Genomic DNA, 20,922 nt, shown 5'->3' with positions numbered 1-20,922 from the left:
CCTCGCCCGCAGACGTCATCCACAGCCCCGCCCCCGCCGCCCCGCCCCGCCCCCATGGCACACGCAGCGGTCGTGATCTGGGCTCCCTACCCGCAGATTCGCGACCAGACCGTGTGCCACCCGCCCGCGTCGACCAGACCGTGTGCCACCCGCCCGCGTCGACCAGACCGTGTGCCACCCGCCCGCGCCGACCAGACTGTGTGCCACCCGCCCACCCGTCCGCGCCGACCAGACCGACCCGTGCAACCTGGGACGGGTGGGCGGGGCGGGACGGCGGCGTCCTACGCTGGCCGGATGGCAGAGCAGGTGGACCGACGGCCCCGTTCCCGTGACGTCACGGACGGTCTGGAGCGCACGGCCGCCCGCGGCATGCTCCGGGCCGTCGGGATGGGCGACGACGACTTCGACAAGCCGCAGATCGGCATCGCCAGCAGCTGGAACGAGATCACGCCCTGCAACCTGAGCCTGCAGCGCCTGGCCGGCTCGGCCAAGGAGGGGGTCCGCGCCGCCGGCGGGTTCCCGATGGAGTTCGGCACCATCAGCGTCTCCGACGGGATCTCCATGGGCCACGAGGGCATGCACTTCAGCCTGGTGAGCCGCGAGGTGATCGCCGACTCCGTCGAGACCGTGATGGAGGCCGAGCGTCTCGACGGCGCCGTTCTGCTGGCCGGCTGCGACAAGTCCCTGCCCGGGATGATGATGGCCGCCGCCCGTCTCGACGTGGCCGCGGCGTTCGTCTACGCCGGCTCGATCATGCCGGGCCTGGCCAAGATGTCGGACGGCAGCGAGCGCGAGGTCACCATCATCGACGCGTTCGAGGCCGTCGGGGCCTGCGCCGCCGGGCTGATGAGCCTCGAGGACGTCGACGCCATCGAGCGCGCCATCTGCCCGGGCGAGGGTGCCTGCGGGGGGATGTACACCGCCAACACGATGGCCAGCGTCGGCGAGGCGCTCGGGCTGAGCCTGCTGGGCAGCGCGGCCCCGCCCGCCATCGACCGGCGCCGCGACGGGTTCGCCAAGCGCTCGGGCGAGGCCGTGGTCGCCATGCTCGAGAAGGGCATCACCGCCCGGCAGATCCTCACCCACGAGGCCTTCGAGAACGCCATTGCCGTGGTCATGGCCTTCGGTGGCTCCACCAACGCCGTGCTGCACCTGCTGGCCATCGCCAACGAGGCAGAGGTGCCCCTGACCCTCGCGGACTTCAGCCGGATCGGCGCCAAGGTCCCGCACATCGGTGACCTCAAGCCCTTCGGTCGCCACGTGATGAGCGACGTCGACCGCATCGGCGGCGTGCCCGTCGTGCTGCAGGCCCTGCTCGAGGCCGACCTGCTGAACGGGGACTGCCTGACCATCAGCGGCCGCACGCTGCGCGAGGACCTGCTCGCCCTGAAGGCACCCAGCCCCGACGGCACCGTGATCCGGGCGCTCACCGAGCCCATCCACGCCACGGGCGGCATCACGATCCTGCACGGCAGCCTGGCCCCGGAGGGCGCCGTGGTGAAGAGCGCGGGGTTCGACTCCGACGTGTTCACCGGCACCGCCCGGGTGTTCGACGGCGAGCGGGCCGCGATGGACGCCCTGGAGGACGGCACCATCGTGGCGAACGACGTCGTGGTCATCCGCTACGAGGGCCCCAAGGGCGGCCCGGGGATGCGCGAGATGCTCGCCATCACCGGTGCCATCAAGGGGGCCGGTCTCGGCAAGGACGTCCTGCTGCTGACCGACGGCCGGTTCTCCGGCGGCACGACCGGCCTGTGCGTCGGGCACGTCGCGCCCGAGGCGGTCGACGGCGGCCCGATCGGGCTCGTGCAGGACGGCGACACCATCACCCTCGACGTCGCGCGCGGCCTGCTCGACCTGCACGTGGACGACGCCGAGCTGGACCGGCGCCGGCAGGCCTACGTCGCGCCGACGCCGCGGCCGCGGCGCGGGGTGCTGTCCAAGTACGTGCGGACGGTCGGGTCGGCGAGCCTCGGCGCGGTCACCGGCTGAGGTCCCCCGGTCGGCCCCGGGGGGCCGGACAGGACGAGGGTGCTCCCAGCACCTCCCCGTGACGGCTCGGATCGGTCATGATCAGCACACGGACCCGACGACCGCACGGAACGGACTGACATGAGCGACGCCGTCGCGGGAGCGACCCGGGCCCTGGTGTGCCTGGTGCTCGCCCCGGCGGCCGTGCTCGCCGTCGTCCTGGTGGCTCGTCAGGACGCCGACCCCGACGTCACCGGTCCCGGGCGCAACGCCCTGCTGGCGGCCCTGCTCGTCGTGTACGCCCTGGCCCTGTGCGTCCGTGGGCTCCGCTCCACGGGGGCCGAGCGGCGGGCGTGGCTGGTGGCCGCGTCCCTGGCCCCGCTCGGAGGGCTGGTCGTGGTCACGGGCGACCACGGGGCCCACACCTGGGGGGCGGTGGCCAGAGGGGCGGTGTACCTGCTGCTGCTCGGTGCGCTCGCCCTGTCGCCGGGGGTGCGCCGCAGCGCCGACCGCGCGCTGATGCTGGTCCTGGACGGCTGGGCGCTGACGGTCGGGCCGTTCGTCCTGCTGCTGGCGGCGGCCGCCGCGGCCCCGCGCCCCGGCGGCGCCGGTCTGCTGGGCGCGGTCGAGCCGCTCGTCGGGCTGTGGGTCCTGCTCGACCTGGTCGCGCTCGCCCTGTTCGTCGGTCTGCTCCGGCAGAGCCGGGCCGGTCACCGCTCCGCCCTCGTCCCCCTGGTGCTGTCGATGTTCGCGGCCGTGCTCGCCGACACCATCACGTGGCGGCGTGGCATGAGCGGCGACTTCGACGTCGCCTCCGACGCCGCCTGGGCCTTCGCCATCGTCTGCGCCGCCGCGGCGGCGATCGGTACCCGCCCCCTGTTCGGGACGGCCGCGGGGGGACCCCGCGGGGTCGGGCGCTCGCGGGCGGGGGACGAGGTGCTGGGCGAGGCGTCCCACACCTGGCTGCCGTCGGTCGTGGCCGGGACGGTCATCCTGCTGCTGGCGGTCCGCTGGTCGACGGGCTTCTGGCCCGCCGCCGGGCCGCAGCCCGAGGTCGTGCTGCTCGCGCTCAGCCTGGTGGTGGCGGTCGTCGCGCAGACGGGGCTGCTGCTGCGGGACCAGAGCCGCCTCGCGCACCGGCTCCACGAGACCTCGACCCGGTTCCGGACGATCGTGGACGGCAGCACCGACGTCGTCCTGGTCTGCGGGGCCGACGGGGTCGTCCGGTTCGTCAGCCCCGCCTCGCGCGCCGTGCTCGGGCTGGAACCCGACGAGCTGGACGGCCGCCCGCTGCTGGAGCTCGCCCACGCCGCGGACCGCGCGACGCTGGAGGAGGCGCTGGCCCGGGGGTTCGCCGGGACGGCCGACGTCGTCGACCGGGTGCGGCTGACCCGGGCGGGCGGTGGGTGGCGCCACGTCGAGGTCCGGCTGCAGCCGCACGACACCCCCGCGGTCCCGGGAGGGCTGACCCTGGTGCTGCGCGACGTGTCGGAGCGGGTCCGGATGCAGCGCGAGCTGGAGCGACGGGCACGGCTGGACTCCCTGACCGGACTGCCCAACCGCTGGTGGTTCGGCCGCACGCTCGCGCTGCGGCTGGCCGAGGACGCCCCGACCGCGGTGGTGTTCATCGACCTCGACGAGTTCAAGGCCGTCAACGACACCGAGGGCCACGCCGTGGGGGACCGGCTGCTCGTGGCGGCCGCGCGACGGCTGCGGTTCGCGGTCGGCGACGACGACGTGGTCGGGCGGCTGTCGGGCGACGAGTTCGCGGTGATGGTCTGCGACGACGACGTGGACCGGGTCCGCCTGGTGGCCGACCGGGTGCTGCAGGAGGTGGCCATGCCCTACGCGGTGGGCACGCGGCGGATCCGGATCGCCGCCAGCATCGGGCTGGCCGTGGCGACACCGGGCAGCGACGCGGACACCGTGCTGCGCGACGCGGACCTGGCCATGTACGAGGCCAAGCGCTCGGGCGGGGAGCGGGTCGTGGTCTCCCACCCCGCGATGCTGCAGGCGGCCGTCGACCGCACCGAGCTGGACCGCAGGGTGCGCGCGGCGGTCGAGGACGACGACCTCGAGCTCGTCTACCAGCCCATGGTCGACCTGACCGACGGGCGGGTCGTCGCGGCCGAGGCGCTGCTGCGCTGGCCCGGCTCCGGGGTGTCCCCGGTGGACTTCGTGCCACGCCTGGAGCAGACCGGGCTCATCGTCGAGGTGGGTGCCTCGGTGCTGGAACGGGCCGTCGAGCAGGCCGCCCGGTGGCACCGGGACGGCCGCACCACCAGCATCTCGGTCAACCTGTCCCCGTTGCAGCTGGTCGACGACGACCTGGTGAGCCGGGTCAGGCGGGTGCTGGCTGTGAACGGGCTGCCCCCGCAGCGGCTCACCCTGGAGGTGACCGAGAGCCTGCTGCTGCGCGACCTGGACGCCTCGGTCGAGCTGCTGAGCCGGCTGCGGGCGACCGGGGTCAGGGTGGCGCTGGACGACTTCGGCACCGGGTACTCCTCGTTGGCCTACCTGCACCGGCTGCCCATCGACGTGCTCAAGGTGGACCGGGCGTTCGTCCGGGCCGCGGCCGTGTCCCGCCGCGACCTGGTGGTGCTCCGGTCCATCGTCGCCCTGGGGCGTGACCTCGGGCTCGCGGTGGTGGCCGAGGGCGTGCAGGACGTCGCCCAGGTCGAGCTGCTGCTGCAGCTCGGCTGCCGGGTGGCGCAGGGGTTCCTGCTGGCGGGCCCCAGCCGGGCCGACGTCGTCCCCGAGCGGGTCCTGGTGCCCCGGGGGACCGGGCCGGGACGGGTCGCCGAGCTGGCCGGGATGCGGGACGACGTCTCGAATGTCGAGACGGAGAGCGGCCGCACCTGACATCCACCGCCAGGGGGCGTACCGTCCGGGACGTGGCTCAGGACCGTTCCCCCTCCCGCGGTGCCGCGCGGGCGATCGGGGTACTCGTAATCGGTAGGCGCGTCGCCTGACCGAGCCTGCAGCCACGGCCCAGCGACGCGCGACCCCTCAGCCCTCCGGGTGAGGGGTCGTTCCGTGTCCGGGGTGCCGGGCAGCGGGGCACCGACGAACGACGAAGGAGCGAGATGAGCGACCTGCGCACCACCCCGGGCGAGACCACGACCCACCAGGCGGCCGCCGAGGCGGTCACCGGTGCCGTCTCGCTCGTCCGTTCGCTCGAGGCCGCCGACGTCGAGGTCATCTTCGGCATCCCCGGCGGGTGCATCCTCCCCGCCTACGACCCGCTGCTGGACTCCGAGAAGATCCGCCACGTCCTGGTCCGCCACGAGCAGGGCGCCGGCCACGCGGCCGAGGGCTACGCGTCCGCCACCGGCCGGGTCGGGGTCTGCATGGCCACGTCCGGCCCGGGCGCGACCAACCTGGTCACCGCGATCGCCGACGCCCACATGGACTCCGTGCCGATGGTGGCCATCACCGGTCAGGTCAGCAGCGCCGCGATCGGGACCGACGCGTTCCAGGAGGCCGACATCACCGGCATGACCATGCCGGTGACGAAGCACAACTACCTGGTGACCGACCCCGACGACATCCCCCGCGTCGTCTCCGAGGCGTTCCACCTGGCCTCCACCGGACGTCCCGGCCCCGTCCTCATCGACATCGCCAAGGACGCCCTGCAGGCCCGGACCACGTTCCGCTGGCCGGACCGGGTCGACCTGCCGGGCTACCGGCCGGTCACCCGCCCCCACGGCAAGCGCATCCGCGAGGCCGCCCAGCTGCTGGCCTCCGCCAGCCGCCCCGTGCTGTACGTGGGCGGCGGCGTCATCCGGGCCGGGGCCTCCGACGTCCTCGCGAAGCTGGTCGACGCGACGGGTGCCCCGGCCGTCACCACGCTGATGGCCCGGGGGGCGCTGCCCGACTCCCACCCCAGCAACCTGGGCATGCCCGGCATGCACGGGACCGTCGCCGCCGTGTCGGCGCTGCAGAAGGCCGACCTCATCGTGGCCCTGGGCGCCCGCTTCGACGACCGCGTCACGGGTCGGCTGGACTCCTTCGCCCCCGGGGCGACCGTCGTCCACGCCGACATCGACCCGGCCGAGATCGGCAAGAACCGCCACGCCGACGTCCCCATCGTCGGGGACGCCCGCGAGGTCATCACCGAGCTGCTGGCGGCCCTGGAGGCCGAGCACCCCCCGGCCGACCGGGCCGACCTGGGCGCCTGGTGGAGCCAGCTGGACGACCTGCGAGGCCGGTACCCGATGGGCTACGACGAGGCCGAGGACGGCTCGCTCGCCCCGCAGTACGTCATCGAGCGTCTCGGTGCCCTGTCCGGCCCGGACGCGGTCTTCACCTCGGGCGTGGGCCAGCACCAGATGTGGGCCGCGCAGTTCATCCGCTACGAGAAGCCCAACACCTGGCTCAACTCCGGCGGGCTGGGGACGATGGGCTACGCCGTCCCCGCCGCGATGGGGGCCAAGGTCGGCATGCCCGGCACCACGGTGTGGGCCGTGGACGGCGACGGCTGCTTCCAGATGACCAACCAGGAGCTCGCGACCTGCGCGATCAACAACATCCCGATCAAGGTCGCCGTCATCAACAACTCCTCGCTCGGCATGGTCCGGCAGTGGCAGACGCTGTTCTACGGCTCGCGGTACTCCAACACCGACCTGGGCTCGCACCGCAAGGGCGGGCGCGAGGCCGGCGACGAGCAGATCCGGATCCCCGACTTCGTCAAGCTCGCCGACGCCTACGGCTGCGTGGGGCTGCGCTGCGACAGCACGACCGACGTGGACGCGACCATCGAGAAGGCGCTGGCCATCAACGACCGACCGGTCGTGGTGGACTTCGTCGTCCACCGCGACGCGATGGTCTGGCCGATGGTGGCCGCCGGCGTGAGCAACGACGACATCCAGGTCGCACGTGGGATCGCCCCCACGTGGGACCGCGAGGAGTGAGGGGACGCTGATGAGCCGTCACACGCTGTCCGTGCTGGTCGAGAACAAGCCGGGCGTCCTGGCGCGGGTGTCCGCGCTGTTCGCGCGCCGCTCGTTCAACATCACCAGCCTCGCCGTCGGGCCCACCGAGAACGCGGCCGTGTCCCGCATCACCGTGGTGGTCGACGTCGAGAGCCAGCCGCTGGAGCAGGTGACCAAGCAGCTCAACAAGCTGGTCAACGTGCTGAAGATCGTCGAGCTGGAGCCCGACTCGTCGGTCCAGCGCGAGGTCCTGCTGGTCAAGGTGCGGGCCGACACGACGACCCGGCCCGACGTCGTCCAGGTCGCCGCCCTGTTCCGGGCCTCGGTCGTCGACGTCGCCACCGACGCGGTCACCATCCAGGCCACCGGGCGTCCGGAGAAGATCGCCGCCCTGCTGGAGGTGCTCACGCCCTTCGGGATCCGCGAGCTCGTCCAGTCCGGCACCGTCGCGCTCGGTCGCGGCGGGCGCGCCATCAGCGACCGCTCGCTGCGCACGGCCTGACCGACCACCTGCCAGAGTCATCCCACCCGAACCACGACGAGGAGAGCTATCCCATGGCCCACATCTACACCGACGCCGATGCCGACGCCGGAGTGCTCGCCGACCGCGTCGTCGCGATCATCGGCTACGGCTCGCAGGGCCACGCGCACGCCCTGAACCTGCGCGACTCCGGCATCGACGTCCGCGTCGGCCTGGCCGAGGGCTCCAAGAGCCGTGAGCGGGCCCAGGCCGAGGGCCTCAGGGTGATGACGCCCGCCGAGGCGGCCGCCGAGGCCGACGTGATCATGGTCCTGGTCCCCGACCAGGTGGCCCGCACCGTCTACGCCGAGGCCATCGAGCCCAACCTCGCCCCCGGCAAGGCCCTGTTCTTCGCCCACGGCCTCAACATCCGCTTCGGCTACATCACCCCGCCGGAGGGCGTCGACGTCTGCATGGTCGCCCCCAAGGGCCCCGGCCACCTGGTCCGCCGCGAGTACAGCGACGGCCGCGGGGTCCCGGTGCTGGTCGCCGTGGAGACCGACGCGTCGGGCGAGGCCGAGGCGCTGGCGCTGTCCTACGCGCGGGCCATCGGTGGCCTGCGGGCCGGCGGCATCAAGACCACCTTCGCGGAGGAGACCGAGACCGACCTGTTCGGCGAGCAGGCCGTGCTGTGCGGCGGCGCGAGCCGGCTGGTCCAGGCGGGCTTCGAGACCCTCGTCGAGGCGGGCTACCAGCCCGAGGTCGCCTACTTCGAGTGCCTGCACGAGCTCAAGCTCATCGTCGACCTGATGTACGAGGGCGGCATCGCCAAGCAGCGCTGGAGCGTCAGCGACACCGCGGAGTACGGCGACTACGTGTCCGGGCCCCGCGTCATCGACGACTCCGTCAAGGACCGGATGAAGGAGGTCCTCGCGGACATCGTCGACGGGTCGTTCGCCAGCCGGTTCTTCGCCGACCAGGACGCCGGCGCCCCGGAGTTCACCCGGCTGCGCAAGGAGCAGGAGGCCCACCCCATCGAGGCCACCGGCCGCGAGCTGCGCAAGATGATGGCCTGGGTGTCGGACTCCGACGACGACTACACCGAGGGCACCTCCGCCCGCTGAGCGGCCTCGCACGTCAGCACCACGAGCACCGGCCCGGTCGTCCTGAGGACGGCCGGGCCACCGTGCGTCCGGGCGGGCCCCGCCTCGGGAGGTGCGTGCGCGGCGGCGGGCCCACCATGGGGCGGTGCCCTCCCGTCGTCGCGCCGGTGCCCCGACCACCCCCGAGCCCAAGACCTGCGTCGTGTGCGGCCGGACGATCGAGTGGCGCGCCCGCTGGGCCCGCGACTGGGAGCAGGTCCGGTACTGCTCGCAGGGCTGCCGGCGCCGCGGTCTCGGCGACGTGGACGCCGAGCTCGAGCGGACCACCCTGGCCCTGCTGGACGCGCGCGCCCGCACGGCCACGGTCTGCCCGAGCGAGGTCGCCCGGTCCGTGGCCGGGCCCGACGCGGACGAGGCCGCCTGGCGGGCCCTGATGGAACCGGCGCGGATGGCCGCGCGGCGGCTGGTGGCCGGGGGCCAGGTCGAGATCACCCAGGGGGGGCGGGTCGTGGACCCGAGCACGGCGAAGGGGGCGATACGGCTACGTCGGACCCGCTGAGCCCCGTCGCACCCGTACCGCCCCCAGACGATGGTCAGGCAGCAGCGCCCAATGCGCTCGCCGGAGCGAACTTCGAGGCCCGGTTCGCGGGCCACAGGGACGCGCCGACGGCGACCGAGGAGACCACGAAGGCCAGCCCGCCCAGGACGAGCCACGGCACGTCGACCACGGTGGTGCCGCTGCTGCCGATGACCGAGTAGGTCCCGGCGATGCCGAACCCGGTCCCCAGGACCACCCCGACCGTGGCCCCGACCAGGCCCAGCACCAGGGCCTCCCAGGCGACCATCGCCCGCAGCCGGGCCCGGCTCAGGCCCAGCGCCCGGAGCAGGGCGTTCTCCTGCCGACGCTCGGTCAGCGACAGCGACAGCGTGTTCGTGACGCCGACCAGCGCGATGGCCACCGTGACGGCCAGCATGCCGCCGACCACCGCGAGCAGGACGTCGAACGTCTGCTGGAGCGCGCCCAGCTGCAGCACGGGGGAGTCCACCTCGGCGGCGGGGTCCGCCTCCAGGGCCGCCGCGCCCAGCAGGTCCACGGCCACCTGGACCTCGTCGCGGGAGAGCCCCTCGGCCAGCGAGACGATCACGGCCGACGAGCCACCGAGGCCGGTCGCCGTCGCCGGGTCCAGCTGGACGTCGGCGGTGCTGTCGGCGTCCACCACGACGACCAGCGACCGGGCCGGGACCGGGGGCGGAGCCGTCCCGTCGTCGGGGCCTGCCGCGTTCTGGTCGCCCGCCACGGTGATCACGTCGCCGGTCCCCACCTCGAGCAGCCCCGCCAGGTCGGCGGACAGGACCACGCTCCCGGAGTCCGGGGGCACGTCGGCGCTGGGCAGCACCGGGCGCAGGTCACCGGCCAGCGCGGTGGTGCTCCAGGTCAGCTCCTCCCCGGCTGCGCGCCCGGGGGACAGGGAGACGTCGACCTGCACCGCGGGCTGGGCGGCGGCGACCCCGTCGCTGCCGCGCAACGACGAGGCCAGCGCCGCCGTGCCCGCCGCGTCCAACGACGGTGCCCCGACCGTGCTGTCCACGGGGGTGAAGGAGGCCAGCTCGGCGGTCGCGGTGGCCCGCAGCGACGAGGCACCCACGGCGGCGGTCACCGCGAGGGTGACGCCGATGACGACGGCGCCTGCGGTGGCGGCGGTGCGCCGCGGGTTGCGCCCGACCGACGCCGCGGCCAGCGTGCCCGCGGGGCCGCCGGCGGCGCTGACGGCCCGGCCGAGGGCGGCGGCGACGGCCGGCAGCAGGACCCGACCCAGGACCAGGACGCCGACGAAGGCGAGCAGGCCGGCGGGCAGGGCCAGCAGGACCTGGCCACCCACCGCACCGAGCACGGTCCCGGTGCCCCCCACGAGCACCAGGAGTCCGCCGAGCACGACCCGCAGGCGCGAGGCGTGCGCCGCCTCGGGCACGGCCTCGACAGGACGCAGCGCGGCCAGCGGCGAGACCCGTCCGGCGCGCAGCATGGCCGAGACCGAGGCGACCGACGTGGCCACGGCGCCCAGCGCCAGCGCGGCGACGGCCTCCAGGGGGCTCGGCGAGGGGACGTCCACCGCGACCGGCAGCCAGCGGGTGACGGCCAGGGTGGCCAGGGCGGCCAGCGCCCAGCCGAGCAGCAGACCGGCCGCTCCGGCGGCGAGCCCGAGCAGGGCGGCCTCGGTGGTCCCGGCCCGCCACAGGTCGCGGCGGGTGGCGCCGATGCAGCGCAGCAGCGCCTGCTCCCGGACGCGCTGGGCGAGCAGGACCGAGAAGGTGTTGGCCACCACCACGACGGCGACGGCGACGGCCAGGGCGGCGAAGGCGCCGATCCCCGTGCGCAGCACCAGCACCAGCGTCTCCGAGGCGCGCGCCCGCTCGGCGCGGACGTCGTCGGCGGGCACCACGTCGCCCAGCGGGTCGGTGGAGCCCGGGCCGACGGCGGCCTGCACCGAGCGCAGCAGCGTCGCGGGGTCGGCCCCCGGCTCGGCGTCGACGAGCAGCTCGAGGTTCCCGGCGCCGAGGGGGACGGCCTGCTCCGGCACGAGGAGCACCGCGTCGAACGGGAACTCGGTGGCCAGGCCGACGTCCACCACGCCGACCACGGTCAGGGGCACCGTGACGGGCTCGGAGTCCTCGGGGGTGAACGGCCGGAGCTCGACCTCGTCGCCGACCTGGGCGTCGCCGCCCACCGCGGTCTCGCCCGGCGCGGTCGGCCAGCGCCCCTCGCGGAGCCCCGCCCAGCGCAGGTCCCCCTCGGGAGGCGCCACGGCGACGTTCACCGTCTGCTCGCCCACGGCGCGGGGCAGGTCGGCGTCGGCGAACGCGACCCCGGAGCGGTGCACGGCCGCGACGCCGTCCAGGGCGGCCACCTCGGCCACCCGGGCCTCGTCCGCGGCGACCGCCGCGGCCAGCGCGTCGGGGTCGGCGGGGTCGACCTCCGCCTGCTGCCACGCGGCGCGGACGGCGACGTCGGCCCCGCCGGTCGAGGCGACGTCCCCGTCGCGCACGACCTGGGCGACGGCCGTCCCGACCAGCTGGACGAGGACGGCGAACGCGACGGCGATGGTGACGGCCAGGGCGCAGGCCAGGTAGCGGCCGGGGGTGCGACGCAGCCGCGCGAGCGCGAGGTGCCTCATGCGGCACCGCCCGCGCGGACCCGGGCCAGCGCGTCGGTGACGGCGGCGGCGTCGGGGTGCCCGTCGAGCATGCCCGCGATGCGGCCGTCCGACAGCACGACGACCCGGTCGGCCCAGGAGGCCGCCACGGGGTCGTGGGTGACCATGACGACGGTCTGCCCGCTGGAGCGGACCGACGCGCGCAGGACGTCGAGCACCTCGTGGCCGGTGGCGGTGTCCAGGTTGCCCGTGGGCTCGTCCGCGAACACGACCGCGGGCCGCGACAGCAGGGCCCGCGCGACGGCGACCCGCTGCTGCTGACCGCCGGACAGCTCGTGGGGGCGGTGGTGCAGCCGGTCGGTCAGGCCCAGCCGGTCGACGACCTCGCCGAACCAGTCCTCGTCGGCGGAGCGGCCGCTCAGCACCATCGGCAGGCGGATGTTCTCGGCTGCCGTGAGCACGGGCACCAGGTTGAACGACTGGAACACGAACCCCACCCGGGCCCCGCGCAGCCGGCTGAGCCGGTCGTCACCCATCCCGGACAGCGCCACGCCGTCCAGGACGACCTCGCCCGAGGTGGGCCGGTCGAGCGCGGCCAGGCAGTGCACCAGGGTCGACTTGCCGGACCCCGAGGGACCCATGACGGCGGTGAACGTGCCGCGCGGGATGTCGAGGTCGACCCCCCGCAGGGCGTGGACCTGTGCGTCGCCGTCGCCGTAGGTGCGGGTGAGCGCCCGGGCGGACACCGCGACCGCGGTCCCGTCGGTCCGACCCGTGGCGCCGGTGCTGACGTCGGTGCCGGTGCCGGTGCCGGTGCGGGTGCTGGTGCTGGTCGGGACGGTCTCGGGTCCTGCGGGGCGCGGGCGGCGCCGGGTGATCTGCATGACGGCGACGCTAAGGACGCACGCCCGCCGTCGGCGTCGGCCCAGGGGCGGATCTCCGCGGCCTCCCGGGGCCCCCGCGCGACGGGTGTCCTCCCACGGGTGGATCCGGGACCGGGCGGGGCGCCTCAGGTGCCGTCGAGGTCGTCCTCCGGGTGGACCAGGCCCGTCCGGTAGGCGAGGACCACGGCCTGCACCCGGTCGCGGCTCCCGGTCTTGTCCAGCACGCGCCCCACGTGGGTCTTGACGGTCGACTGCCCCAGCACCAGCCGCTCGGCGATCTCGGTGTTGGACAGCCCTCGCGCCATGAGCTGCAGCACCTCGCGCTCGCGGACCGTGAGGCCGTCCAGCTCGACGGCGCTGCCACGACCGTCGAGACCGCCACCGGCAGGTCCGCCCGCAGGTCCGGCGCCGTCGGGCCCGTCGCCGCGCAGCAGGGGGGCGACGTGGGCGAGCAGCCGCCGGGTCGCGCTCGCGGCGACCACGGCCTCGCCGGAGTGCACCGTGCGGATCGCGGCCAGCAGCTCCTCGGGCTGCGCGTCCTTCAGCAGGAAGCCGCTGGCCCCGGCGGCGACCGCGGCCAGCACGTAGTCGTCCAGGTCGAACGTGGTCAGCACCAGCACCCGGGTCGCGGGGTCGGCCTGCAGCAGCTCGCGGGTGGCCGCGACACCGTCCAGCACGGGCATCCGGACGTCCATCAGGACCACGTCCACGTGCGTGCGGGCCAGGGCGTCGACCGCCTGGCGCCCGTCACCGGCCTCGACGAGCACGCGCAGGTCGGGCTGGGAGTCGACGAGCATGCGGAAACCCGCGCGCACGAGCGGCTGGTCGTCGACCAGGGCCACGGTGATCACGCCGGACGGCGGTCCGACGCTCACCCGAGGCCCCCCGTCTGCAGAGGCAGGTCGGCGACCACGCGCCAGCCACCGCCCTCGCGCGGGCCGGCCTGGAACCGCCCACCCATCGCCTCGACCCGCTCGCGCATGCCCACCAGACCTGTGCCGGACCCGTCCGGGGCCGTCGTCCGGGACGCCGAGCCGATCCCGTCGTCGCCGACCTCCACCCGGACGGCGGTCGGCTCGTGGTGCAGCTCGACCGTGGTCCGGACCCCGGGGCCGGCGTGCTTGAGGACGTTGGTCAGCGACTCCTGCACGACCCGGTAGGCCGTCAGGCCGGCGGCGGGCGGCACCGTCCCCGGCTCGCCGGTGACCGTCAGCACGACCGGGTGCCCGCTGTCGCGCACCGACGCGACCAGCGACGGGACGTCGACGGCCCCGGGCAGGGGGGTGGTGTCGGCGTGACCCGGTGCCCGCAGCGCCCCGAGCGCGGCCCGCAGGTCCGTCAGGGCCACCCGTGCGGTGGACGCGACGGTCTCCAGCGACCGCTGCGCCGCCTCCGGGTCGGTCCGGGCGGCGTACCGACCGCCGTCGGCCTGGGCCACGATCACGGTGAGGGAGTGCGCGATCACGTCGTGCAGGTCGCGGGCGATCCGACGGCGCTCCTGCTCCGCGGCGACGGTGGCCGCGGAGTCGCGCTCCACCTCGAGCCGGCGGGCCCGCTCGACCGCGGCCTCGTCGCGGACGCGGACGATGCGGCGCAGGTACCCGGCCAGGGTGGCGCCGATCATGGTCGTCGCGGTCACGACGGCCACGCTGAGGTTGACGACCGCGGCGACCGGCACGCACCCGAGCAGGGCCAGGCCCAGGAAGGTCTGCCACACCCGGTCCCGCCCGTAGGCGGTGACGGTGAACAGCACCGACACGGTGGCGAAGAGGTTGGCGGGCAGCACCTGGTGGACCCCGACGGCCAGCTGCAGGTACTGCAGGACGGCGACGACACCGGTGACGAGCTCGGGGGCGCGCCGACGCCAGACGAGCGGCACGGCCAGGGCGACGCTGACGAGCAGCTGCTCCCTCACCGGACTCCCCGGGAGCCCGCCGGCGACGATCAGACCGGCGCCGACCAGCAGCATCCCGGCGGCCCAGATCGCGTCGACCGTGAGCGGGTGAGCCCGCCACCAGCGGAGGAGGCCGAAGCGCGACCGGGTGCCGGTGGCCGGGTCGGGCCCCACGTCGGCACCGGGCGAGGCGTCGCTGGGGGCACCGGACGAGGTCACGGCGGCAGCGTAGGGGCCGCACGTCGGGTAGGGGCTCGGGTCGCGGGTCGGGTCGCGGGGTGGTCCGCGCCGGGAGAGGCTTCGACGGTGAGTCTGCCGCCGTCGTCGCCGCCCCCGTCCGCCGCCGCGCGCGCCGCGTCCGCCCAGCTGCCCACGCCGGGGCTCGACGTCGCCGAGGACCCCGCGGCGGCAGTCGCCTGGGTGGCCGAGCACCTGGGGCACCTGAGCCTCGAGGGGGCCGACGGCGTCCGCGCCAGCGGGGCGTTCCGAGGCGGGCAGGACGCCGCGGACGTGGCCCTCGCCTCGTTGGACGTCACCGGGTACGCCTCGCGCCGCAACCAGGTGCTGCCCGAGCGTGCCCGGGGCGCGTCCCGGATGAGCCCGTACGTGCGTCACGGCCTGGTCGACCTGCCGACCCTCTGGCGCCACGTCGCCGACGCGCCCGCCCGGGACCGGACCAAGTACCGCGACGAGCTGATGTGGCAGGAGTACGCCCGCCACGTGTACGCCCGCACCGGGGCCGGGATGCGGTCTCCGCTGCGCTACGACCCGCCTGCGGTCGGCCCGTGGCGCGACGAGGCGTGGCCGGAGCAGATGCTGTGCGTGCGCACCGTCACCGACGAGCTGCACGGCGACGGCTGGCTGGTCAACCAGACCCGGATGTGGCTGGCCTCGCAGTGGACCGTGCGCGCCGGGTGGGACTGGCGCGAGGGCGAGGACGAGTTCTTCCGCCACCTGCTCGACGGCTCCCGGGCGGCCAACCGGCTCGGCTGGCAGTGGACCGTCGGCACGGGGACGGGCAAGCCCTACGGGTTCAGCCGGTGGCAGGTCCGCACCCGCGCCCCGGGCCTGTGCGAGCGCTGCCCCCTGGCCCGGGCGTGCCCGATCGAGGACTGGCCCGCCGAGACCGGTGGGGCCCGGGTCGCCGACGAGCCACCGGGGCTGCGCTCGGGGGCGACGACCGCGCTGGCCGGGCCCGCCTCCGCGGAGGGCCAGGAGCAGCCCGAGGCGGTCTGGCTCACCTTCGAGTCCCTCGGTGACGCCGACCCGGCGCTGGCCGCCCACCCGGACCTGCCCGTGGTCGTCGTGTTCGACGAGCCGCTGCTGGCCCGGCTGCGGCTGTCGGGCAAGCGTCTGGTGTTCCTGGCCGAGACGGTGGCCTCGCTGGCCACCCGGCGCGAGGTCGAGGTGCACCTGGGAGACGTCGGGGCAGCCCTGGCCGGGCGGTCGGTGGCGGTCACGCACGCCCCGGTACCCGGCTTCGCGCGTCGGGCCCGGGAGGTGCAGCCCGTCCAGGTCCACCCCTGGCCGTGGCTGGTGCGACCGGGCGGTGGTCCGGCCCAGTCGTTCAGCGCGTGGCGCAAGGGCGTCGGTCGCCCCTGACCGGAGGTCGCCGGGCGCCCGCCGCCTCCCCGCCCCGGCGTGCGAGGACGGGCCGGTTGCGGTGAGGTGGGACGGCCCTCCGGCCGCCAGGTCCCTCCGCCCCCCGCACCAGGAGTTCACGTGAGCCTCGTCCTCGTCACCGGTTCCACCGACGGCATCGGCCTGGAGACGGCCCGCCGGCTGCTGGCCGCCGGTCACGACGTCGTGGCCCACGCCCGCAGCGACGCCCGGGCGGACGACGTCAGGGCGGCCCTCCCGGGGTTGCGTGACGTCGTCGTCGGCGACCTGACCTCGCTGGAGCAGACCCGTTCCGCGGCGGCCTCGGCCGCGGCCGTGGGCCGGTTCGACGCCGTCGTCCACAACGCGGGCGTGGGTGGCGACGTGGCCGGGCGCACGCTCACCGACGACGGCATGGAACGGATCTTCCAGGTCAACACCGTCGGTCCCTACCTGCTCACGGCCCTGCTGCCGCGGCCCGACCGACTCGTCTACCTGACCTCCGGGCTGCAGGAGCGTGGGCGGCTGCACCTGGACGACCTGCAGTGGGCGCAGCGGCCCTGGGACGGCATGCAGGCCTACTCCGACTCCAAGCTGCACGACGTCGTGCTGGCCCTCGCGGTGGCCCGGCTGTGGCCCGACGTGCTCAGCACCACGGTGGACCCCGGTTGGATCCGCACGCGCATGGGTGGCCCGTCCGCCACCGACGAGGTCGGCGACGGGGCCGCGACCCAGGTGTGGCTGGCCACGTCGGAGGAGGACCGGGCCCGGGTCACCGGCCGCTACCTCAAGCGCTTCACCGAGCTCGAGCCCAACCCCGAGGCCACCGACCCGACGAACCAGGACGCGCTGCTGGAGCGGCTGGCGGACCTGACGGGCGTCCGGCTGGTCTGACTCGCCGGTCTCACCGGCGGGCCGCCGACCAGGTCGCGGACGGCTCGTCGCCGCCCCGCCGGCCCCGTCTACCCTCGCGCCATGCCCGCCCCCCAGACGTCGCCGTCCGAGAAGGCCACCACCCCCAGCAGCCTCGACCTGGCCGTGGTGGCCGGTGACGGTATCGGCCCCGAGGTCGTCGGGGCCGGCCTGGACGTCCTGCGGGCGGCCCTGTCCAGCGGCGGCACCGACGTCGACGTGCGGACCACGGCCTACGACCTGGGTGCGGCCCGCTGGCACAGGACCGGCGAGACGCTCACCGACGACGACCTGGCCGCCATCCGCCGTCACGACGTCGTCCTGCTCGGCGCGGTCGGCGACCCCGGTGTCCCCTCCGGCGTGCTCGAGCGCGGCCTGCTGCTCAAGCTGCGCTTCCAGCTCGACCACTACGTCAACCTGCGCCCCTCGGTCCTGCTGCCCGGGGCGACCAGCCCGCTGTCGCCGGCCGTGCTCGACCGGGGACCGGTCGACTTCGTCGTGGTCCGCGAGGGCACCGAGGGCCCCTACGTCGGCAACGGCGGGGCCCTGCGGGTGGGGACCCCGCACGAGATCGCGACCGAGGTCAGCATCAACACCGCGTTCGGGGTCGAGCGGGTCGTCCGCGACGCGTTCGCGCGTGCCGCCGCGCGGACCCGCAAGAAGCTGACCCTGGTCCACAAGCACAACGTCCTGGTCAACGCCGGGCACCTGTGGCGACGCACCGTCGACGCGGTCAACGCCGAGTTCCCCGACGTCACCGTCGACTACCTGCACGTGGACGCCGCGACCATCTTCATGGTCACCGACCCGCAGCGCTTCGACGTCATCGTCACCGACAACCTGTTCGGCGACATCATCACCGACCTCGCCGCCGCGGTCACCGGCGGGATCGGCCTGGCCGCCAGCGGCAACGTCAACCCCGACCGGACCGCGCCGAGCATGTTCGAGCCCGTGCACGGCTCGGCCCCGGACATCGCCGGGCAGGGGATCGCGGACCCCACGGCGACGTTCCTGTCGGTGGCGCTGCTGCTGGAGCACGTCGGCCTGCCCGACGCCGCGGCCCGGGTGCAGACCGCCGTCGTGGCGGCGCTCGCCGCCCGCGACCCGGCGGCCCCGCGACCCGGCACGGCGGACGTGACCGCGGCGGTCCTGGCCCGCCTCGACGGCTGAGCCGGGTCCCCTAGGCTCTGCACGACCGTCGGGACCTCGGGCCCGGGGCGAGTGCTGGGAGGCGCAGATGACGCAGACGACATCCACCGTGGACTTCGTGCTGGACGCCGACGTCGCACGTCGGTCCGACGATGACCGGACGGCCATCCTGGCGGCCCCCGGCTTCGGCAAGCACTTCACCGACCACATGGTCACCGCGACGTGGACGCCCGACGGCGGCTGGCACGACGCCCGGGTCCGCGCGTTCGGTCCGATCACGTTGTCGCCGGCCTCGGCGGTCCTGCACTACGCGCAGGAGATCTTCGAGGGCATGAAGGCCTACCGCCACGCCGACGGCACGGTGTGGTCCTTCCGGCCCGAGGCCAACGCGGCCCGCTTCGCCCGCTCGGCCCGTCGCCTGGCCCTGCCGCCGCTGCCCGAGGAGGCCTTCATCGCCTCGGTCGAGGCGCTGGTGCGGGCCGACGTCGACTGGGTGCCCACGGGTGGCGAGACGAGCCTGTACCTGCGGCCGTTCATGTTCGCCTCTGAGTCGTTCCTGGGTGTGCGGCCGGCCCAGGAGGTCACCTACTGCGTGATCGCCTCGCCCGCCGGCGCCTACTTCTCCGGCGGCATCTCACCGGTGTCGATCTGGCTGACGACGGACTACTCGCGTGCCGCGGTCGGCGGGACCGGTGCGGCCAAGTGCGGCGGCAACTACGCCGCCAGCCTGGCCGCGCAGCAGGAGGCCACCGCCCACGGCTGCGACCAGGTCTGCTTCGTCGACGCCGCCGAGCACCGCTGGGTCGAGGAGCTGGGCGGGATGAACCTGTACTTCGTCCACGCCGACGGCTCGCTGGTCACCCCGGAGCTGACCGGCACCATCCTCGAGGGCGTCACCCGCTCGTCGATCCTCACCATCGGTGCCGAGCTCGGCCTGCGCGTCGAGGAGCGCAAGGTGTCCGTCGACGAGTGGCGCGACGGCGTGGCCTCGGGCGACATCACCGAGGTGTTCGCCTGCGGGACTGCGGCGGTGGTCACCCCGCTCGGACGCCTGGCCTGGGACGGCGGCGAGGTCGTCATGGGCACCGAGGCGGGCGAGACCACCATGCGGGTGCGCCAGGCCCTCCTGGACATCCAGTACGGACGGACCGGGGACACGCACGGCTGGCTGCGGCAGCTCGCATGACGGCGGACCGGCCGGCCCTCGAGGTCTACGACACGACGCTGCGCGACGGCGCCCAGCAGGAGGGGCTGTCGCTGTCGGTCCTGGACAAGCTGGCGATCGCCCGGCACCTGGACGACCTGGGTGTCGGCGTCATCGAGGGCGGCTGGCCGGGCGCCATCCCCAAGGACACGGAGTTCTTCGCCCGGGCGGCGGAGGAGCTGTCGCTTCGCCACGCCCGGCTGGCGGCGTTCGGTGCCACCCGCCGGGCCGGCGGCCAGGCCCACTCCGACCCGCAGGTCCGCGCCCTGCTGGACTCGCTCGCGCCCGTGGTGACGCTGGTGGCCAAGAGCCACACCGGCCACGTCGAGAAGGCGCTGCGGACCACCACGGCCGAGAACCTGGAGATGGTCCGGGACACCGTGACCTTCCTGGTGGGGGAGGGGCGCGAGGTCGTGCTCGACGCCGAGCACTTCTTCGACGGGTACTTCCTCGACCGGGCCTACGCGCTGGAGGTCCTGCAGGTCGCGCTGGGCGCAGGGGCCTCGACGGTGGCCCTGTGCGACACCAACGGCGGCCACCTGCCGCGGGCGGTGGCCGACGTCGTCGCCGACGTCCACGACGCGACCCGGGCCCGTCTGGGCATCCACTGCCACAACGACACCGGCTGCGCCGTGGCCAACACGCTGGCCGCGGTGGACGCGGGGGCGGTGCAGGTGCAGGGCACGCTGAACGGCTACGGCGAGCGGACCGGCAACGCCGACCTGGTGACCGTGGTGGCCAACCTCGAGCTGAAGCGGGACCAGCCCGTCCTGCCGCCGGGCGGGCTGCGCGAGGCCAGCCGCGTGGCGCACGCGGTCAGCGAGATCACCAACGTGCCGCCGTACAGCCGGCAGCCGTACGTCGGGACCAGCGCGTTCACCCACAAGGCGGGTCTGCACGCCAGCGCGATCCGCGTCGACCCCGACCTGTACCAGCACGTCGACCCGACCAAGGTCGGCAACGACATGCGGATGCTGGTCAGCGAGATGGCCGGCCGGGCGAGCATCGAGCTCAAGGGCCGCGAGCTGGGCCTGGACCTGTCCGGGGCGACCCTGCTGGGCGCGGTCACCGACGCGGTGAAGGCGCGCGAGGCCGAGGGGTACACCTTCGAGGCGGCCGACGCGTCGTTCGAGCTGCTGGTGCGCCGCGTCGCCGGGGGCCTCGGCCTGGAGCAGGGCGTCCCCGACTACTTCCACGTCGACTCCTGGCGCGTGATCGCCGAGATGCGTCCCGGGGCCGGCCACGGTGGCGCGACCTCCGAGGCGACGGTGCGGCTGGTGACGGGCGGGTCGCGGACCGTCGCGACGGGGGAGGGCAACGGGCCGGTCAACGCCCTGGACGCCGCGCTGCGGCTCGCCCTGACGCCGACCTACCCCGAGCTGGACGAGCTCGAGCTGATCGACTTCCGGGTGCGGATCCTCGACTCCTCCCACGGCACCGACGCCGTCACCAGGGTCCTGCTGGAGACGGCGGACCACGGCTCCACGTGGACCACGGTGGGCGTCGGGCCGAACATCGTCGAGGCGTCCTGGGAGGCGCTGGTCGACGGGCTGGCCTACGGGTTGCTGCGGCGCGGGGTGGACTCGCGCGCCTGAGCACCTGGTCGGAGCGTTGCCCACAGCCGCCCGGCTGAGGGCCCGGGTTGTGTCCGGGGTGGTGC

General features: G+C 75.0%; 15 protein-coding genes. 11 read left to right on the top strand and 4 right to left on the bottom strand.

Annotation, left to right across the window (positions count from 1 at the left end; all coding sequences use genetic code 11):
• Positions 1-294: 294 nt before the first annotated feature.
• From ilvD to ACR80Q_RS17065, 6 genes are all read left to right on the top strand, one after another.
• Positions 295-1,992, top strand: a complete 1,698-nt coding sequence (ilvD, locus tag ACR80Q_RS17090; protein ID WP_435378857.1) for a dihydroxy-acid dehydratase — start codon at positions 295-297, stop codon at positions 1,990-1,992.
• A gap of 120 nt (positions 1,993-2,112) precedes the next feature.
• Complete coding sequence (locus ACR80Q_RS17085; protein WP_435378856.1) at positions 2,113-4,833, top strand: putative bifunctional diguanylate cyclase/phosphodiesterase; 2,721 nt, start codon at positions 2,113-2,115, stop codon at positions 4,831-4,833.
• A 224-nt stretch (positions 4,834-5,057) separates the two neighbouring features.
• Entirely contained in the window at positions 5,058-6,884 is a 1,827-nt protein-coding gene (locus tag ACR80Q_RS17080) for an acetolactate synthase large subunit (protein WP_435378855.1), read from the top strand.
• Between the two features lie 10 nt (positions 6,885-6,894).
• Positions 6,895-7,407 (top strand): acetolactate synthase small subunit, encoded by a 513-nt coding sequence (gene ilvN / locus ACR80Q_RS17075; RefSeq protein WP_435378854.1) that lies wholly within the window; start codon positions 6,895-6,897, stop codon positions 7,405-7,407.
• A gap of 53 nt (positions 7,408-7,460) precedes the next feature.
• A complete protein-coding gene (gene ilvC / locus ACR80Q_RS17070) occupies positions 7,461-8,489 on the top strand; it encodes a ketol-acid reductoisomerase (RefSeq protein WP_435378853.1) in 1,029 nt (342 codons plus the stop codon).
• A gap of 124 nt (positions 8,490-8,613) precedes the next feature.
• The gene (locus tag ACR80Q_RS17065) at positions 8,614-9,027 is read left to right on the top strand and encodes a DUF3253 domain-containing protein (protein ID WP_435378852.1); all 414 of its coding nucleotides are present in this window, start codon (positions 8,614-8,616) and stop codon (positions 9,025-9,027) included.
• 34 nt (positions 9,028-9,061) lie between these two features.
• Here ACR80Q_RS17065 and ACR80Q_RS17060 read toward each other — a convergent pair whose 3' ends face one another.
• The 4 genes from ACR80Q_RS17060 to ACR80Q_RS17045 form a co-directional block, all read right to left on the bottom strand.
• Positions 9,062-11,641, bottom strand: a complete 2,580-nt coding sequence (locus tag ACR80Q_RS17060) for an FtsX-like permease family protein (RefSeq protein WP_435378851.1) — start codon at positions 11,639-11,641, stop codon at positions 9,062-9,064.
• Complete coding sequence (locus ACR80Q_RS17055; RefSeq protein WP_435378850.1) at positions 11,638-12,504, bottom strand: ABC transporter ATP-binding protein; 867 nt, start codon at positions 12,502-12,504, stop codon at positions 11,638-11,640. The genes ACR80Q_RS17060 and ACR80Q_RS17055 overlap by 4 nt, the downstream gene beginning before the upstream one ends.
• A 125-nt stretch (positions 12,505-12,629) precedes the next feature.
• The gene (locus ACR80Q_RS17050) at positions 12,630-13,379 is read right to left on the bottom strand and encodes a response regulator transcription factor (RefSeq protein ID WP_435378849.1); all 750 of its coding nucleotides are present in this window, start codon (positions 13,377-13,379) and stop codon (positions 12,630-12,632) included.
• The gene (locus ACR80Q_RS17045; RefSeq protein WP_435378848.1) at positions 13,376-14,617 is read right to left on the bottom strand and encodes a sensor histidine kinase; all 1,242 of its coding nucleotides are present in this window, start codon (positions 14,615-14,617) and stop codon (positions 13,376-13,378) included. The genes ACR80Q_RS17050 and ACR80Q_RS17045 overlap by 4 nt, the downstream gene beginning before the upstream one ends.
• A gap of 87 nt (positions 14,618-14,704) precedes the next feature.
• Between ACR80Q_RS17045 and ACR80Q_RS17040 the strand changes: the two genes are divergently transcribed.
• From ACR80Q_RS17040 to cimA, 5 genes are all read left to right on the top strand, one after another.
• Positions 14,705-16,000 (top strand): FAD-binding domain-containing protein, encoded by a 1,296-nt coding sequence (locus tag ACR80Q_RS17040; protein WP_435378847.1) that lies wholly within the window; start codon positions 14,705-14,707, stop codon positions 15,998-16,000.
• Between the two features lie 120 nt (positions 16,001-16,120).
• On the top strand, positions 16,121-16,891 hold the full coding sequence (locus tag ACR80Q_RS17035) for an SDR family NAD(P)-dependent oxidoreductase (protein WP_435378846.1): 771 nt from the start codon (positions 16,121-16,123) through the stop codon (positions 16,889-16,891).
• A gap of 81 nt (positions 16,892-16,972) precedes the next feature.
• Positions 16,973-18,079, top strand: a complete 1,107-nt coding sequence (locus ACR80Q_RS17030; protein ID WP_435378845.1) for a 3-isopropylmalate dehydrogenase — start codon at positions 16,973-16,975, stop codon at positions 18,077-18,079.
• 67 nt (positions 18,080-18,146) lie between these two features.
• Complete coding sequence (locus ACR80Q_RS17025; protein ID WP_435378844.1) at positions 18,147-19,244, top strand: branched-chain amino acid aminotransferase; 1,098 nt, start codon at positions 18,147-18,149, stop codon at positions 19,242-19,244.
• Positions 19,241-20,857 (top strand): citramalate synthase, encoded by a 1,617-nt coding sequence (cimA, locus tag ACR80Q_RS17020; protein WP_435378843.1) that lies wholly within the window; start codon positions 19,241-19,243, stop codon positions 20,855-20,857. Before ACR80Q_RS17025 ends, cimA begins: the two co-directional genes overlap by 4 nt.
• The last annotated feature ends 65 nt before the right edge of the window (positions 20,858-20,922 follow it).

The organism is Aquipuribacter aurantiacus (assembly GCF_051216895.1).
Classification (GTDB): Bacteria; Actinomycetota; Actinomycetes; order Actinomycetales; family JBBAYJ01; genus Aquipuribacter.
Note: the sequence above shows the minus strand (reverse complement) of the source record. Positions and strands in the feature narration are given on the sequence as shown.

Excerpts from the sequence above, each read along its gene's own strand:
- ilvC (WP_435378853.1), top strand. The coding sequence starts at position 7,461 with ATGGCCCACATCTACACCGACGCCGATGCCGACGCCGGAGTGCTCGCC.
- ACR80Q_RS17085 (WP_435378856.1), top strand. The coding sequence starts at position 2,113 with ATGAGCGACGCCGTCGCGGGAGCGACCCGGGCCCTGGTGTGCCTGGTG.
- ACR80Q_RS17025 (WP_435378844.1), top strand. The coding sequence starts at position 18,147 with ATGACGCAGACGACATCCACCGTGGACTTCGTGCTGGACGCCGACGTC.
- ACR80Q_RS17060 (WP_435378851.1), bottom strand. The coding sequence starts at position 11,641 with ATGAGGCACCTCGCGCTCGCGCGGCTGCGTCGCACCCCCGGCCGCTAC.
- ilvD (WP_435378857.1), top strand. The coding sequence starts at position 295 with ATGGCAGAGCAGGTGGACCGACGGCCCCGTTCCCGTGACGTCACGGAC.
- cimA (WP_435378843.1), top strand. The coding sequence starts at position 19,241 with ATGACGGCGGACCGGCCGGCCCTCGAGGTCTACGACACGACGCTGCGC.
- ACR80Q_RS17055 (WP_435378850.1), bottom strand. The coding sequence starts at position 12,504 with ATGCAGATCACCCGGCGCCGCCCGCGCCCCGCAGGACCCGAGACCGTC.
- ilvN (WP_435378854.1), top strand. The coding sequence starts at position 6,895 with ATGAGCCGTCACACGCTGTCCGTGCTGGTCGAGAACAAGCCGGGCGTC.
- ACR80Q_RS17030 (WP_435378845.1), top strand. The coding sequence starts at position 16,973 with ATGCCCGCCCCCCAGACGTCGCCGTCCGAGAAGGCCACCACCCCCAGC.
- ACR80Q_RS17080 (WP_435378855.1), top strand. The coding sequence starts at position 5,058 with ATGAGCGACCTGCGCACCACCCCGGGCGAGACCACGACCCACCAGGCG.